This window comes from Hydrogenophaga sp. UC242_53, assembly GCF_042696965.1.
Lineage (GTDB): Bacteria > Pseudomonadota > Gammaproteobacteria > Burkholderiales > Burkholderiaceae_C > Hydrogenophaga.
In genome coordinates, this window is sequence record NZ_CP170552.1 from 2,177,799 (window position 1) to 2,192,895 (window position 15,097).

The window sequence follows — 15,097 nt, forward strand, 5'->3', positions numbered from 1 at the left end:
GTCTCACACCGCGCGCAGCGCCGCGCGCAAACCCGCACCGATCTCGGGCCGTTCGAGGAACGGGTCGGCCGGGTTGGTCTGGTTGACGATGCCTTCCATGCGCGCGCGCACATTGCCCAGCGCGCGCGGGTGGCTGAAGATGTAGAAGCGGTCGGCGCTGATGGCGTCGAACACCAGCTGGGCCACCTCGGCGGCCGAGACCTTGCCCGAGCCCACGGCCTTGTCGGTCATGGCCTGACCGATCAGCTGGCTTTGCGTGGCTTTTTCGTCGGCCATCTCGGCCGGGCGGTTGCGGTGGCTCTGGTTGATGCCGGTGGGCACGAAGTACGGGCACAGCACGCTGGTGCTGAGCTGATCGCTCACCAGCTTCAGATCCTGGTAGAGCGTCTCGGTCAGGCTCACCAAGGCGTGTTTGCTCACGTTGTAGATGCCCATGTTGGGCGGCGTGAGCAGGCCGGCCATGCTGGCGGTGTTGACGATGTGGCCGCGCCAGTTCGGGTCTTTCCTGGCGGCGGCCAGCATCATGGGGGTGAACAGGCGCACGCCGTGGATCACGCCCCAGAGGTTCACGCCCAGCACCCATTCCCAGTCGCGCACCGAGTTTTCCCACACCAGGCCGGCCGAGCCCACGCCCGCGTTGTTGAAGACGAAGTGCGGAGCGCCGAAGCGCTGTTCGACCGCCTTGGCCAGGGCTTCCATCTGTTCCTGGCTGGAGACGTCGACCTTGCGCGAGAGCACCTGCACGCCGGTGGCCTCGATCTCGGCCGTGGCCTTGTCCAGCGCGTCCTGCTGCACGTCCACCAGCACCAGATTCATGCCCAGCTTCGCGCCGATGCGCGCGCATTCGAGGCCGAAGCCCGAGCCGGCGCCGGTGAGCACCGCCGTTTTGCCCTTGAAATCCTGAATCATGGATGTCTCCTGTGTGTGAAAGAACTCAGGCGGCCCGAACCATCTCGATGTGGTCGATGCCGTCTTCGATGTAGATCTCGCTGGCCGGTTCGAAGCCGTGCTGGCGGTAGAAGGCCTCCAATCTGGCCTGCGCGCCGATGCGGATGGGCTGCACGCCCCACAGGCCGTGCAAGGCCCGCACCGCTTCGCGCATGAGCACATGGCCCTGGCCACCGCCGCGCGCGGCCGGCAGCGTGACCACGCGGCCGATGCTGGCCTCGGTGAATTTCAGGCCGGCCGGCACCAGGCGGGCGTAGGCCGCCAGCGTGCCGTCGGTGCGTTCACCGAGCAGGTGGAAACATCGGGCGTCGGCGCCGTCCATGTCCTGGAACACGCAGTTCTGTTCCATCACGAACACCTCGGTGCGCAGTTGCAGCAGGGCATACAGGTTGCGGGCATGCAGGGCATCAAAAGGCAGGCAGCGCCAGGTCAGGTTCGGGGTCGGGGAGCTCAAGCGCGCACTTCCCTCAACACATAACCGATGCGCGGGAAGTGCACGTGCAGGCGCCCGGCGCGCTCGTCGTTGCGTTCCAGCGTGTAGCGGGTGCGCGTGGCCGCGCGCAGGATGCCTTCGGTGGGCTCGGGGCCGAAGGACTCGGCGGTCACGGTCACGCGGCTGCCCAGGGCGATGCCGTGTTCGTCCTGGAACACGTCGTCGGTCAGCGGCGCGGGCTCGGCGGCGGCCGCGATGGCGATCGCCTCGGTGGACGTCATCTTGTGCGACGTGCCGTGGCCGATGGCGGCCATGCGGTCCAGCCACTCGATCACGTGGGGCGTGGCGTCCAGGATGCCGGCCATCGCGGGGTTGACCACGCGGCTGAACCACAGCGGGTGGTAGGCGGCGAAGTCGGCCACGCAGGGCGCGCCGCCCAGCAGGAAGGGCTGTTCCTCGACCATGGTGGAGAGGCGGCGCAGGTAGCTGCGGTAGGCGGCGGTGGCGTCGCCCGGGCGCAGGCTGGTCATGCCGCCGCGCATCGCGCCGCGGTCGGCCGCGAAGGCCTGGGCCGCTTCGGGCGGCTGGCCGGCGAACAGCGCGGCCGCGCCCTTCGGGCTGAGGCTGTAGGCCATGGCGGCCCAGAACAGCGTGGTGTCGGCCCATTGAGCCAGCACGCGCGCCACGCCCTTGTGGTGCTCGTGGTAGAGCGCGGGCTGGGGCTGGCGGTGCTCCAGCACGTCGCAGATCAGCGCGGTGTCGCAGTAGATGTCGGCGCCGACCTGCAGGATGGGCGTGCGGCGGTAGCCGCCGGTGAGCGCGACCACGTCGGGCTTGGGCATGATGCGCGGGATGTTCACGCTCTGCCAGGCAAGGCCCTTGTGGCCCAGCATCAGGCGCGCTTTCTCGGAAAACGGCGACGTGGCGTAGTGGTGAAGGATGAGGTCGGACATATCGGGGGGGCCTTGTGGGAATGTTCAGCGCGGCATGGCTCGGGCAATGATGGCATCGAAATCGGTGCCCGCACCCAGCGACCCGAAGCTGTAACCCCACTGCCCGGCCAGGCGCGACTCGCAGAAGGCGCCGAACACGGCCGAAGGCGCGGTCTGCGCCAGCAGCGCGGCCTGCACGGCCAGGGCCACGTCCTGCGCCAGGCGGCGGGCTTCCATCTCGGTGCGCATCTCTTCCACGCGAGCCGGCAGGCGATCGGCCAGGTGATCCAGCGCGGCGTGCATGCCGCGCGCGGGCGCGAGTTCCTGGGCCAGCGCGGCGGCGGCATCGGCCTTGCGCAAGGCGCGCAGCAGGTCCAGCGCCATGATGTTGCCCGCGCCCTCCCAGATCGAGTTGAGCGGCATTTCGCGGTAGATGCGCGCCATGACGCCCTCGCCGCCCTCCTCCACGTAGCCGTTGCCGCCCAGGCATTCCATGGCTTCCTGCGCGAAGTGGCTGCCGCGCTTGCAGATCCAGAACTTGGCCACCGGGGTGAGCAGGCGCGTCATCACCTGCTCGTGCGGGTCGGCCGCGCGGTCGAAGCTGCGCGCCAGGCGCAGGGCCAGCGCGGTGGACGCCTCGGACTCCAGCGCCAGGTCGGCCAGCACGTTCTTCATCAGCGGCTGGTCGATCAGCGCCTTGCCGAAGGCCTTGCGCTGCGTGGTGTGGTTCAGCGCGATGGACAGCGCCTGGCGCATCAGGCCGCTGGTGCCCAGCGCGCAGTCCAGCCGCGTCATGGTGCCCATGGCCAGGATCTGCGGCACGCCGCGCCCCTCCTCGCCCACCAGCCAGGCGCTGGCGCCCACGAACTCCACCTCGGAGCTCGCGTTGGCCTTGTTGCCCAGCTTGTCCTTCAGGCGCTGGATGAACAGCTGGTTGAGCGTGCCGTCGGGCAGCACGCGCGGCAGGAACAGGCACGAGAGCCCGCTGGCCGTCTGCGCCAGGATCAGGAAGGCGTCGCACATCGGTGCCGAGAAGAACCACTTGTGGCCGGTGACGCTGTAGCGCTGGCCCCAGGCGTCGCTGCCGGCGGGCTCGGCGCGCGTGGTGTTTGCGCGCACGTCGGAGCCACCCTGCTTCTCCGTCATGCCCATGCCCATGGTCAGGCCGGGCTTGTCGCGCCAGACCGTGAGCGCCGGGTCGTAGGCGCGGCTGGTGAGGCCGGGCGCCCAGTCCCGGTAGATGGCCGGGTTGTCCTTGAGCGCGGGCGCCACCGCGTAGCTCATGGAGATGGGGCACAGGATGGAGGGTTCCAGCTCGGTGAAGAGCATGAAACCGGCGGCGCGCAGCTGGTGGGCGTGGCCGGTGGCCTGCTGCTCGGCCGAGAACGCGGTGCCGTGCAGGCCCGCGCCCACCGCGGCCGTCATCAGCGCGTGGTAGCTCGGGTGGAACTCCACCTGGTCGATGCGGTGGCCGAAGCGGCTGTGCGTCTTGAGCTGCGGCGTGTGCACGTTGGCCAGGCGCGCGTGCGTCTGCATCTCGCCGTTGCCCACCGTGGCGCCCAGCGCCTGCAGCGGCGCGGTGTCCAGCGCGGGCGCGTTGAATTTCAACGCCGCCTGCATCGGCCGGTTGCCGTCGAACAGGTTCACATCCACCAGCGGCTCGGGCTGGTTGAAAACGTCATGCGTGGCGGGCATCTCGGGGTCTCCTCGGGGCAAAGATCCGGGTCCAGGTGTCGCTCAGGTCGCGCACCTCGGCGGCGTCCAGCGCGCCCTTGTCGCGCAGCAGCCGGTGCAGGCGCGGCAGGTGGTAGTGCGGCACGGCCGGGTACAGGTGGTGTTCCAGGTGGTAGTTCACGTGGTGCGGGAACAGCAGCGCGCGGCCCAGCCAATTGGCGAGCGAGCCGCTGGTGCGGTTGCAGCGCGCCGCGGTCAGCGGCGAGGACAGGTCGGTCACCGCGCCGTGCTCGCAGATCGCACGCAGGCGCAAGATGGGCTGCAGCACCGTGACCAGGGGCAACAGCCACAGCACCGCGTACATCAGCAGGCCTTGCGCACCACCCCAGGCGAAGGCCGCCAGCGGCGCGGTCAGCTGGAAGGCCAGCACCAGCCAGCGGTCCTGCCGCGCGGCGGCGCGCAAGGCGGGCGAGGTGTCGTCCAGCGGGCGGATCTCGCGCCGCGTGTCGTCGTTGATGGCGGGCGCACCGAAGAAGTAGGCGTAGGTCTTCCAGGCGTTGAGGCCCAGCAGGTCTTCACCCAGCTTGCGCAACAGGTACAGGCGACCGCGCGGGTAGCCGCCGTGGATGGCGGTGTCCGGGTCTTCCTCGGTGTAGAGGTGGTTGTGGTGCAGGCGGTGCGTGACGCGGTAGGTGCACATCGACAGGCCCACGGCCATGCCCATCAGCCGGCCCAGGCCGTCGTTGGCCCAGCGCGCGGCGAACAGGCGGTAGTGGGCGGCCTCGTGGATCAGGATGAAGACGGCGTGCTGCGCCACACCGAGCACCAGCACGCTGAGCACCAGCCACGGGCTGGGCCAGGTAAGCACCGCCAGCGCCACGGCCGCGGCGATCCAGCCCAGGGTCTGCGCGATCGCCAGCAGGGAGCGCGCCGTGGACAGCCGCGTCAGCGGCGCCAGCTCGGCCGTGCTGAGCAGGCGGCGCGCCTGCGCGTTGCGCGCGCCGGGTGCCCGCAGGTCCTGGCGGAACTCTTCACCTTGCTGCTGGCCCGGCGTGTCCACGCGCGACCCCGGTGGCTCAGACCAGCTTGACGAGCTGCTTGCCGAAGTTCTTGCCCTTGAGCAGGCCCATGAAGGCCTCGGGCGCGGCGGCCAGGCCCTGCGCCACCGTTTCGCGCGGGCGCAGCTTGCCGGTGCCCACCAGCGTGCCCAGCTCGGTCAGGGCCTCGGGCCAGACTTCCATGTGCTCGCTGACGATGAAGCCCTCGACCTTGAGGCGGTTCACCAGGATCAGCGCGGGGTTGGCCAGCGGCAGCGGCTGGCCGTCGTAGCCGGCGATCATGCCGCACACCGCGATGCGGCCGAAGGCGTTCATGCGCAGCAGCACCGCGTCGAGCACCATGCCGCCCACGTTTTCGAAGTAGCCGTCGATGCCCTTGGGACAGACTTCCTTCAAGGCCTTGGCCAGCGAGTACATGTCCTTGTGGACCTTGTAGTCGATACAGGCGTCGAAGCCCAGCTCTTCCACCGCGTACTTGCACTTGTCCGGGCCACCGGCGATGCCAACCGCGCGGCAGCCGCGCGCCTTGGCCAAAGCACCGAAGGCGCTGCCCACCGCGCCCGTGGCGGCGCTCACCACCACGGTGTCGCCGGCCTTGGGGTTGATGATCTTCACCAGGCCGTACCAGGCGGTCACGCCCGGCATGCCGACCGCGCCCAGGTAGTGCGACAGCGGCACGTGGGTGGTGTCCACCTTGCGCAGCGCGCCGGGCTGGCCGGCATCGACCACGCTGTATTCCTGCCAGCCGCCCATGCCCACGACCTTGTCGCCGGGCTGGAACTTGGGGTGCTTCGATTCAGCGACCTCGCCCACGGTGCCACCGATCATCACCTCGCCCAGCGGCTGCGAGGCGGCGTAGCTCTTGCTGTCGTTCATGCGGCCGCGCATGTAGGGGTCCAGGCTCAGGAAGTGGTGGCGCACCAGCACCTGGCCGTCGGCCAGCGCGGGCGTCTGGGTGGTGACGAGCTTGAAGTTGTGGACGGTGGCTTCACCGTCGGGGCGGTTGTCGAGCAGGATCTGTTGGTTGGCGGGCATGGTGTTTCTCCGTTGGGCGACAAGGACCGTCAGTCGGTCCGGATGCGGTTGAGGGGCTGCGCGCTGCTGGCGCCGGTGGCCAGGCGCGGCATGAGCTTGAAGGTGCCGGTGGCGTGGGCGCAGAGCTTGCCGGCGGCGTCGTGAATGTGGCCTTCGGTGAAGACCATCGTGGCGGTGCGGTGCAGCGTGCGGCCCGTGGCCCGCAGCGGCCCCTTGGCGGCGCGCATGAAACTGGTCTTCATCTCGATGGTGACCGCGCCCATGTCGGGCTCGGTGGAGCGCGCGGCGTGGGCCATGACCACGTCGAGCAGCGTCATGCTGGCGCCGCCGTGCACCACGTCGAACGAGTTCAGGTGGTCGGGCCCCGGGTCGAAGCGAAGCTCCGCCTCCCCGCCTTCGAACCGGTGCAGTTCGAAGCCCAGCAGCTCGACGAAAGGGATGCGGACGGAAAACTCCATGAAACGCTCAGCCTCCGGTGATCACGCTGACGCCACCGTCCACCGCCAGCCACTGGCCCGTGATGTGCTTGCCGGCGTCGGAGGCGTAGAGCACGGTCAGGCCCTTGAGGTCTTCGTCGTCGCCCAGGCGGCGCAGCGGTGCGTGCGAAGCGAGTTTTTCCTCGCCCATGGTCTTGAGCGTGCCCACGGTCATCTTGCTCGGGAAGAAGCCCGGGCAGATCGCGTTGACGGTGATGCCGTACTTGCCCCACTCGGCGGCCAGCGCGCGGGTGAAGTTGATCACCGCGCCCTTGGAGGTGTTGTAGGCGATGGTGTTCATGCCCGAGGGGTTGCCGCCCAGGCCGGCGATGGACGCGGTGTTGATGATGCGGCCCGACTTGCGCGCGATCATGCTGCGCCGGGCGATCACCTGGCTCAGGATGAAGTAGCTGCGCACGTTGAGGTTCATCACCTTGTCCCAGGCCTCCACCGGGTGGTCTTCGGCCGGCGCGCCCCAGGCGGCGCCCGCGTTGTTCACCAGGATGTCGATGTCGCCCAGGCGCTGCAGACTCTCGTCGGCCAGGCGGTGGATGTCTTCTTCCTTCGAGCAGTCGGCCGCGATCCAGCGCGCGTCGATGCCGGCGGCCTGCAGTTCGGCGGTGGCGCTCTCCAGGTCCTCGGCCTTGCGCGAACTCACCAGCACGCGCGCGCCGGCCTCGCCCAGGGCGTGGGCCATCTGCAGGCCCAGGCCGCGCGAGCCACCGGTGATCAGGGCGGTCCGGCCCTTGAGGTCGAAGAGTTGGGGAATGGTTCGGGTCATGTGGTCTCCTGTGGTGTCTGTGAAGAATCAGGTCTCGTAGTCCATGCACTGCCGCTGCTCCACCACCAGGCGCATGAACGGCTTGAGGGCGGTGTGCGAGGGATGGTTCTGGTACGCGGCGAGCGCGTCGCGGCCGGTGAAGCTGCTGTTGAGCACCAGATCGTAGGTGCATTCCAGGTCGCCGCCGGCGGTGGCGACCTCGAAGCGAACGATGCCGGGCACCAGCTTGGCACAGGCATCGAGCAAGGCCTTGGCCTTGGCGATGTTGGCCTCGTGGCTGCTGCCGTCGGCCGTGGCCTTGATCTTCCACATGACGATGTGATGCAACATCAGAAGGCCTCCTCGGGCAGGGCCGCGCAGGTCTGGTCGCGGCTGCTCACCACCTGCAGCCACGCGCCGATCTTGGGCAGCTCGTAGTGGAAGAAGAAGCGCATGGCGGCCAGGCGGCCGGTGCGGGCGTTCGATTCGGGTGCCACGTGCGCGGCGAGCGCCACGTCCAGCCAGACCCAGGCCAGCACCGTGTGGCCGAAGGCCTGCAGGTAGGGCACGGCATTCGGCCAGCGCGTCGGTGGGTTCGCCGGTGGCCCAGGCGGCCTTGGTGGCGGCGCCCACCTGCGCGAGCGCCTGGCCCAGCGCATTCGCGTGGGCGGCCAGTTCGGGCACGTGGATGGCGCGCTGGATGGTGTCGTTGATGCGCCCGGCCAGCAGGCTCAGGCCCTTGCCACCTTCCATCAGCACCTTGCGGCCCAGCAGGTCCATGGCCTGGATGCCGTGCGTGCCTTCGTGGATCATGTTCAGGCGGTTGTCGCGCCAGTACTGCTCCACCGGGAAATCGCGCGTGTAGCCGTAACCGCCATGGATCTGGATCGCCAGGCTGTTGGCCTCCAGGCACCACTCGCTGGGCCAGCTCTTGGCGATGGGCGTGAGCACCTCCAGCAGCAGGCGCGCGTCGTCAGCCGTGGCGGCGTTGGCCGTGTGCTGCTCGTCCACCAGGCGCGCGCAATACAGCTCCAGCGCGAGCGCGCCTTCGCAATACGCCTTCTGCGCCAGCAGCATGCGCTTGACGTCCGCGTGTTCGATGATGCGCACCGGCGGCTGCGCCGGGTCCTTGCCGGCCGGGCCCATGGGGCGGCCCTGCGGGCGGTTCTTCGCGTAGTCCAGGCTGGCAAGGTAGCCCGCCATGCCCAGCATGGTGGCGGCCATGCCCACGCCGATGCGGGCCTCGTTCATCATGTGGAACATGCAGTGCAGGCCTTTGCCCGCCTGCCCCACCAGATACCCCACCGCGCCCGCTTCGCCCTGCACCGGGTACTTGCCCTCGCCGAAGTTGAGCAGCGTGTTGGTGGTGCCGCGCCAGCCGCACTTGTGGTTCAGGCCCGCGAGCGCCACGTCGTTGCGTTCGCCCGTCAATTCCCCGGCGGGGTTCACGATCTTCTTGGGCACGATGAAAAGCGAGATGCCGCGCGTGCCGGGCACCAGCTTGCCGTTTTCGTCCGGGATCTTGGCCAGCACCAGGTGGATGATGTTCTCGGTCAGCTCGTGCTCGCCGGCCGAGATCCACATCTTGTTGCCCTTGAGGCGGTAGCGCGGCCCGAGCGGGTCGCTCTCGAAGCCGGCGCCATCGGGCACGGCGCGGGTCGTCACGTCGCTCAGCGACGAACCGGCCTGCGGTTCGGACAGGCACATGGTGCCGGAGAACCGGCCCGAGAACTCGTTGAGCGCGAACACGTTCTTCTGCGCCTCGGTGCCGTGCACCATGAGCAGGTTGGCGTTGCCGGTGGTGAGCATGCCGCTGCCGATGCTCACCGAGGCCATGGCGAAGAAGGCGTTGGCCGCGGCCTCCACCGTGTAGGGCAGCTGCATGCCGCCCACCTCGTAATCCTGCGCGGCGCTGAGCATGCCGCTCTCGGCGTAGGCCTTCTGCGCGTCGTGCGTGGCCTGGGGCAGGATCACCTTCTCACCGTCGAAATGCGGTTCCTGCGTGTCCACCACGCGGTTGAACGGCGCGTACTTCTCGCGCGCGATGCGCTCGCAGGTGTCGAGCACGGCGTCGAAGGTCTCGCGGCTGTGGTCGGCGAAGCGCTCGCGCCCGCTCAGCGCGGGCGCATCGAGCCAGTCGTAAAGCAGGAAATCGACGGTGGGGCGCAGGCTCATGGATGTCTCTTCTTCAGTTCTTGGGTGGCAGCGCGGCGATGGTGCCCTGCGACACCGCGCAGAGTTTCTCCACCCCATCTTTGACCACGAAGACGTCGCAGCGGCAGACCGATTGCGTCCTGCCGGTGTGCACGGCGTCGGCCCGGGCGATCAGGCGCTCACCAATCGCAGGCCGCAAATAGTTGATCTTGAACTCAGCCGTGACCACCGGCAAGCCCAGGGCACTGCCACCGGCGTAGGTAAGCGCGTTGTCGGCGGCGTAGCTCAGCACGCCGCCGTGGACGAAGCCGTGCTGCTGCTTCACCGATTCGCCGATGGGCACGTGCAGCTCGCAATGCCCCTTGGAAAACGCGGCCAGCTCGGCGCCGATGAGGCGCGAGAACGGCTGCGCGGCCAGCACCTCGCGCCCCATCGCCAGAAACACCTCGGGGCTGACGCTGGCCTCGGCCATGGTGCCGGCCCTCAGAGGACTTCGAACACGCCGGCGGCGCCCATGCCACCGCCAATGCACATGGTCACGCAGACGCGCTTGGCGCCACGGCGCTTGCCTTCGAGCAGCGCGTGGCCGGTCAGGCGCTGGCCCGACACGCCGTAGGGGTGGCCCACGGCGATCGCGCCGCCGTTCACGTTGAGGCGGTCGCCGGGGATGCCCAGCTTGTCGCGGCAGTAGATCACCTGCACCGCGAAGGCTTCGTTGAGCTCCCACAGATCGATGTCGCTCACCTTCAGGCCCAGGCGCGCGAGCACCTTGGGAATGGCGAAGACCGGGCCGATGCCCATTTCATCGGGCTCGCAGCCGGCCACCGCGAAGCCAAGGAAACGGCCCAGGGGTTTGAGGCCGCGCTTCTCGGCGAGGGTCTCGTTCATCAGCACGCAGGCACCGCCGCCGTCGCTGAACTGGCTGGCGTTGCCGGCCGAGATCACGCCTCCGGGAATCGCCGGGCGGATGCCGCTGATGCCTTCCTTGGTGGTGCCGGCGCGGATGCCTTCGTCGTTCTCCACCGTCACCTGTTTGGTGCTCAGGCCCATGACCTTGTCGACCACGCCGGCGGTCACGGTGATGGGGGCGATCTCGGCCTTGAAGAGACCCGCTTCCAGCGCGGCCGTGGCCCGCTGCTGGCTGGCGGCGCCGTACTCGTCCATGGCGTCGCGCGAGATGTTGTAGCGCTTGCGCAACCTGCTCGGCGGTCTGCAGCATGTTCCAGTAGATCTCGGGCTTGTTCTTCACCAGCCAGGGGTCGGCCAGCATGTGGGTGTTCATTTCCTGCTGCACGCAGGAAATGCTCTCCACACCGCCGGCCACGTACACGTCGCCCTCGCCCGCGATGATGCGTTGCGCGGCCATGGCAATGGTCTGCAGGCCGGACGAGCAGAACCGGTTCACCGTCATGCCCGAGGTGGTGATGGGCAGGCCGGCGCGCAGCGCGATCTGGCGCGCGATGTTGGCGCCGGTGGCGCCTTCGGGGTTGGCGCAGCCCATGATGACGTCGTCCACTTCAGCGGCTTCGATGCCGGCGCGCTGCACGGCGTGCTGCACCGCGTGGCCGCCGAGCGTGGCGCCATGGGTCATGTTGAAAGCGCCCTTCCAGCTCTTGGCCAGGGGGGTGCGGGCGGTGGAAACGATGACGGCGTTGGTCATGAAATGTTCTCCTAGTGTGGGGTTCGTGGGCTCAGGCGTTGAAGGTCTTGCCTTCGGCCACGAGTCGCGCCAGCAGCGGTGCCGGCTCCCAGAATTTCGCGTCGTCCAGCGGGTTCTTGGCGAAGCGCTTCATGCTCTGCACCACGTTGAACAGGCCCACCGTGTCGGCGTAGATCATCGGACCGCCGCGGTGGATCGGGAAGCCATAGCCGAAGATGTAGACCACGTCGATGTCGCTGGCCTTGTTGGCGATGCCCTCTTCCAGGATGTGCGCGGCCTCGTTCACCAGCGAGTACACCAGGCGCTGCACGATCTCCTCGTCGGAGATCTTGCGCGGCGTGATGCCGAGCGACTTGCGGTGGTCCTCGATCATCTTCACGACCTCGGCGTTCGGGATCGCGTCGCGCTTGCCCGGCACGTAGTCGTACCAGCCGGCACCGGTCTTCTGGCCGAAACGGCCCTTCTCGCACAGCAGGTCGGCCGTCTTGCTGTACTTCATGTCCGGCTTTTCCTGGTAGCGGCGCTTGCGGATCGCCCAGCCGATGTCGTTGCCGGCCAGGTCGCCCATGCGGAACGGGCCCATGGCGATGCCGAACTTCTCCATCGCCTTGTCCACCTGTTCGGGCGTGCAGCCCTCGTCCAGCAGGAAACCGCCCTGGCGGCCGTACTGCTCGATCATGCGGTTGCCGATGAAGCCGTCGCACACGCCGGAGACCACCGCCGTCTTCTTGATCTTCTTGGCCACGGCCATCACGGGTGCGATGACGTCCTTGGCGGTCTTCTCGCCGCGCACCACTTCCAGCAGCTTCATCACGTTGGCCGGGCTGAAGAAGTGCAGGCCCACCACGTCCTGCGGGCGCTGGGTGAAATTGGCGATCTGGTTCACGTCCAGCGTGGAGGTGTTGGAGGCCAGGATCGCGCCGGGCTTCATCACGCGGTCGAGTTCCTTGAACACCTTTTCCTTCACGCCGATCTCTTCGAACACGGCCTCGATCACGAGGTCGGCCGAGCCGATGTCGTCGTAGCTCAGTGTGGTGCTCAGCAGCGCCATGCGCTGCTCGTACTTGTCCTGCTTGAGCTTGCCCTTCTTCACCTGGGCTTCGTAGTTCTTGCGGATGGTCGCGATGCCGCGGTCCAGCGCCTCCTGCTTCATCTCCAGCATCTTCACCGGAATGCCGGCGTTGAGGAAGTTCATGGAGATGCCGCCGCCCATGGTGCCGGCGCCGATGACGGCCACCGAGGCGATCTCGCGCTTGGGCGTGTCTTCCGGCACATCGGGAATCTTGCTCGCGGCGCGCTCGGCCGTGAACAGGTGGCGCAGCGCGCGGCACTCGGGCGTCCACATCAGGTTGATGAAGATCTCGCGCTCGAAGGCCATGCCGTCGTCGAACTTCTTCTTGGTGGCGGCTTCCACCGCGTCCACGCACTTGGCCGGCGCCGGGAAGTTCTTGGACATGCCCTTGACCATGTTGCGCGCGAACTGGAAGTACGCGTCGCCCTTGGGGTGCTTGCAGGGCAGGTCACGCACCCGGGGCAGCGCGCTGCCGTCGGCGTGTTTCGCGGCCATCTCGCGGGCCAGGGCCAGGGCTTCCTCGGCCAGGCTCTCGGGCGAGGCCGACAGCTTGTTGAACAGCATCTGGCCGGGCACCTGCGCCAGCATCTCGCTCTTGACGGCCTCGCCGCTCACGATCATGTTGAGCGCGGGCTCCACGCCCAGCGCGCGCGGCAGGCGCTGCGTGCCGCCGGCGCCGGGAATCAGGCCCAGCTTCACTTCGGGCAACGCCACGTTGGTGCCGGGCGCGGCGATGCGGTAGTGGCAGCCCAGGGCCAGCTCCAGGCCGCCGCCCATGGCGACGGAGTGGATCGCGGCGATGACCGGCTTGGAGGCGTTTTCCACCGCCAGGATCACCGACAGCAGGTTCGGCTCGGCCAGCGCCTTGGGCGAGCCGAACTCGCGGATGTCCGCCCCACCCGAAAACGCCTTGCCGGCACCCGTCAGCACGATGGCCTTCACGGCCGGATCGGCCTCGGCCTTGGCGCAGCCCGTCGGTGATGCCCTGGCGGGTGGACAGCCCCAGGCCGTTGACCGGCGGGTTGTTCATGGTGATGACGGCCACATCGCCGTGGACCTGGTACTCAGCGGTCATGAAAAAGCTCCTTCGTTGTATGTCGGACAGTGCCTGAGGGCGTTGACTGTGACGCTCTTCTTTAAAAAGAACGATCGTTCGATTCTAGAAAGATTGTGCAACGCCGCAAGACCCGGGTGTCGCCGGCTTGTCTCAGGGAGGCGAAAAAAGGAATTGGCTCCGGAGGGCGTGCCCGCAACCAGGATGCCGTGGGTCCGGCTCCGCCGGCCCACAGGCATCGCCCCCCAGTGGGGGGTGCCGCCGCAGGCGGCGCGGGGGAGTCCCGGCGCCGGGCCGCCCCAAGCCGGGAAAGCCCCCTTGGGGGGCAGCGACCCGCGCAGCGGCGGAGCGTGGGGGCCACACCTAAACCTCCAGCCACTCCTTGCGGGTGTAAGGATCGGCGCGCAGGCTCTCCGGCGTGCCCTGGAACACGATGCTGCCGTGCCCCATGACCAGCGCGCGATCCGAAATCGCCATGGCAATCGTCAGCTTCTGCTCGATCAGCAGCACCGAGATCCCGCGCGACTTGAGCGTCTGCAGGTACTGGCCGACCAGCTCCACGATCTTGGGCGCCAGGCCCTCGGTGGGCTCGTCGATGATGATGAGGTCGGGGTCGCCCATGAGGGCGCGGCACAGCGTGAGCATCTGCTGCTCGCCGCCCGAGAGCACGCCCGCTTCGGTGTGCTGGCGCTCGCGCAGGCGCGGGAACATGCCGTACATGTCCTCGAAGCTCCAGCGCGAGCCCTTGCCGCGGCCCTTCTGCCCCAGCATCAGGTTCTGGTGCACGGTGAGCGTGGGGAAGATGTCGCGGTTCTCCGGCACGTAGCCCAGGCCCAGGTGGGCCACCTCATAGGCCTTCTTGCCCATGATCTGCTGGCCCTTCCAGTGGATGCTGCCCTGGCATTCCACCAGGCCCATGACGGCCTTGGCGGTGGTGGAGCGGCCCGAGCCGTTGCGGCCCAGCAGCGCGACGATCTCGCCGGGCTGCACGTCGAAGCTCACGCCGTGCAGGACGTGGCTCTTGCCGTAGTAGGCGTGGAGGTTTTCGATTTTCAACATCAGTGTGCCGCTCCCTGCGCGTCTGCCACGTGCGAGCCCAGGTAGGCCTCCTGCACGCGCTGGTTGGCCCGGACGGCGGCGGGTGTGTCGAAGGCGAGCACCTCGCCATAGACGACCACGGCGATGCGGTCGGCCAGGCCGAACACCACGCCCATGTCGTGCTCCACCGTGAGCAGGGTCTTGCCCACGGTCACTTCCTTGATGAGGCTGATGAAGCGGCTGGTTTCGCTCTTGCTCATGCCGGCGGTGGGCTCGTCGAGCAGGATCACGTTGGCGCCGCCGGCGATGGTGATGCCGATCTCCAGCGCGCGCTGCTCGGCGTAGGTCAGGTTCATGGCCAGCGTGTCGCGCTTGCGGTCGAGTTTGATCATCTCCATGAGCTGCTCGGCGCGCTCGTTGGCGTCGTCCAGGTCGGCCAGGAACTTCAGGAAGGTGTACTTGTAGCCCAGGCTCCAGAGCACGCCGCAGCGCAGGTTCTCGAACACGCTGAGCTTGGGGAAGATGTTGGTGATCTGGAAGCTGCGCGAGAGCCCGGCGCGGTTGATCTCGAACGGCTTCTTGCCGTCGATGCGCTGGCCGTTGAGCAGCACCTGGCCGCTGCTGGGCGCGAAGCGCCCGCTGATGAGGTTGAACAGCGTGGACTTGCCCGCGCCGTTGGGGCCAATGATGCCCACGCGCTCGCCCGCCTTCACAGCCAGGTTCACGCCCCGGATGATCTCGGTCTTGCCGAAGCTCTTGCGCAGGTCCTTGAGTTCCAGCGCGTAGGTTGATGGTGCGTTCAT

General features: G+C 68.2%; 12 protein-coding genes and 3 pseudogenes. All 15 read right to left on the reverse strand.

From position 1 onward, the window contains the following. Positions 1-3 precede the first annotated feature (3 nt). Positions 4-909 (reverse strand): SDR family oxidoreductase, encoded by a 906-nt coding sequence (locus ACFJI0_RS10920; protein ID WP_382324902.1) that lies wholly within the window; start codon positions 907-909, stop codon positions 4-6. 25 nt (positions 910-934) lie between these two features. Then, positions 935-1,402 (reverse strand): GNAT family N-acetyltransferase, encoded by a 468-nt coding sequence (locus ACFJI0_RS10925; protein WP_382324904.1) that lies wholly within the window; start codon positions 1,400-1,402, stop codon positions 935-937. After that, positions 1,399-2,334 (reverse strand): glutathione S-transferase family protein, encoded by a 936-nt coding sequence (locus ACFJI0_RS10930; RefSeq protein ID WP_382324906.1) that lies wholly within the window; start codon positions 2,332-2,334, stop codon positions 1,399-1,401. The genes ACFJI0_RS10925 and ACFJI0_RS10930 overlap by 4 nt, the downstream gene beginning before the upstream one ends. 24 nt (positions 2,335-2,358) lie before the next feature. Continuing rightward, entirely contained in the window at positions 2,359-4,008 is a 1,650-nt protein-coding gene (locus tag ACFJI0_RS10935) for an isovaleryl-CoA dehydrogenase (RefSeq protein ID WP_382324908.1), read from the reverse strand. Continuing rightward, on the reverse strand, positions 3,992-5,047 hold the full coding sequence (locus ACFJI0_RS10940; RefSeq protein ID WP_382324910.1) for a fatty acid desaturase family protein: 1,056 nt from the start codon (positions 5,045-5,047) through the stop codon (positions 3,992-3,994). The genes ACFJI0_RS10935 and ACFJI0_RS10940 overlap by 17 nt, the downstream gene beginning before the upstream one ends. Before the next feature lie 16 nt (positions 5,048-5,063). Continuing rightward, positions 5,064-6,080 (reverse strand): NADP-dependent oxidoreductase, encoded by a 1,017-nt coding sequence (locus ACFJI0_RS10945; RefSeq protein WP_382157810.1) that lies wholly within the window; start codon positions 6,078-6,080, stop codon positions 5,064-5,066. A 29-nt stretch (positions 6,081-6,109) separates the two neighbouring features. After that, the gene (locus ACFJI0_RS10950; RefSeq protein WP_382157808.1) at positions 6,110-6,538 is read right to left on the reverse strand and encodes a PaaI family thioesterase; all 429 of its coding nucleotides are present in this window, start codon (positions 6,536-6,538) and stop codon (positions 6,110-6,112) included. 7 nt (positions 6,539-6,545) lie between these two features. Continuing rightward, positions 6,546-7,337: an SDR family oxidoreductase gene (locus ACFJI0_RS10955; protein ID WP_291119432.1), complete on the reverse strand. Its 792-nt coding sequence runs from the start codon at positions 7,335-7,337 to the stop codon at positions 6,546-6,548. A gap of 27 nt (positions 7,338-7,364) precedes the next feature. Further along, a complete protein-coding gene (locus ACFJI0_RS10960) occupies positions 7,365-7,667 on the reverse strand; it encodes a Dabb family protein (RefSeq protein ID WP_382324912.1) in 303 nt (100 codons plus the stop codon). Beyond that, a pseudogene (locus ACFJI0_RS10965) lies at positions 7,667-9,491 on the reverse strand (acyl-CoA dehydrogenase). Before ACFJI0_RS10965 ends, ACFJI0_RS10960 begins: the two are co-directional and overlap by 1 nt. A 13-nt stretch (positions 9,492-9,504) precedes the next feature. Further along, entirely contained in the window at positions 9,505-9,942 is a 438-nt protein-coding gene (locus ACFJI0_RS10970) for a PaaI family thioesterase (protein WP_382324914.1), read from the reverse strand. 11 nt (positions 9,943-9,953) lie between these two features. After that, positions 9,954-11,130 (reverse strand): annotated as a pseudogene (locus ACFJI0_RS10975) (acetyl-CoA C-acyltransferase). Positions 11,131-11,161: 31 nt separating this feature from the next. Next, positions 11,162-13,277 (reverse strand): annotated as a pseudogene (locus tag ACFJI0_RS10980) (3-hydroxyacyl-CoA dehydrogenase NAD-binding domain-containing protein). 342 nt (positions 13,278-13,619) lie between these two features. Further along, positions 13,620-14,315: an ABC transporter ATP-binding protein gene (locus tag ACFJI0_RS10985; protein WP_382157796.1), complete on the reverse strand. Its 696-nt coding sequence runs from the start codon at positions 14,313-14,315 to the stop codon at positions 13,620-13,622. After that, complete coding sequence (locus ACFJI0_RS10990) at positions 14,315-15,097, reverse strand: ABC transporter ATP-binding protein (RefSeq protein WP_382324916.1); 783 nt, start codon at positions 15,095-15,097, stop codon at positions 14,315-14,317. Before ACFJI0_RS10990 ends, ACFJI0_RS10985 begins: the two co-directional genes overlap by 1 nt.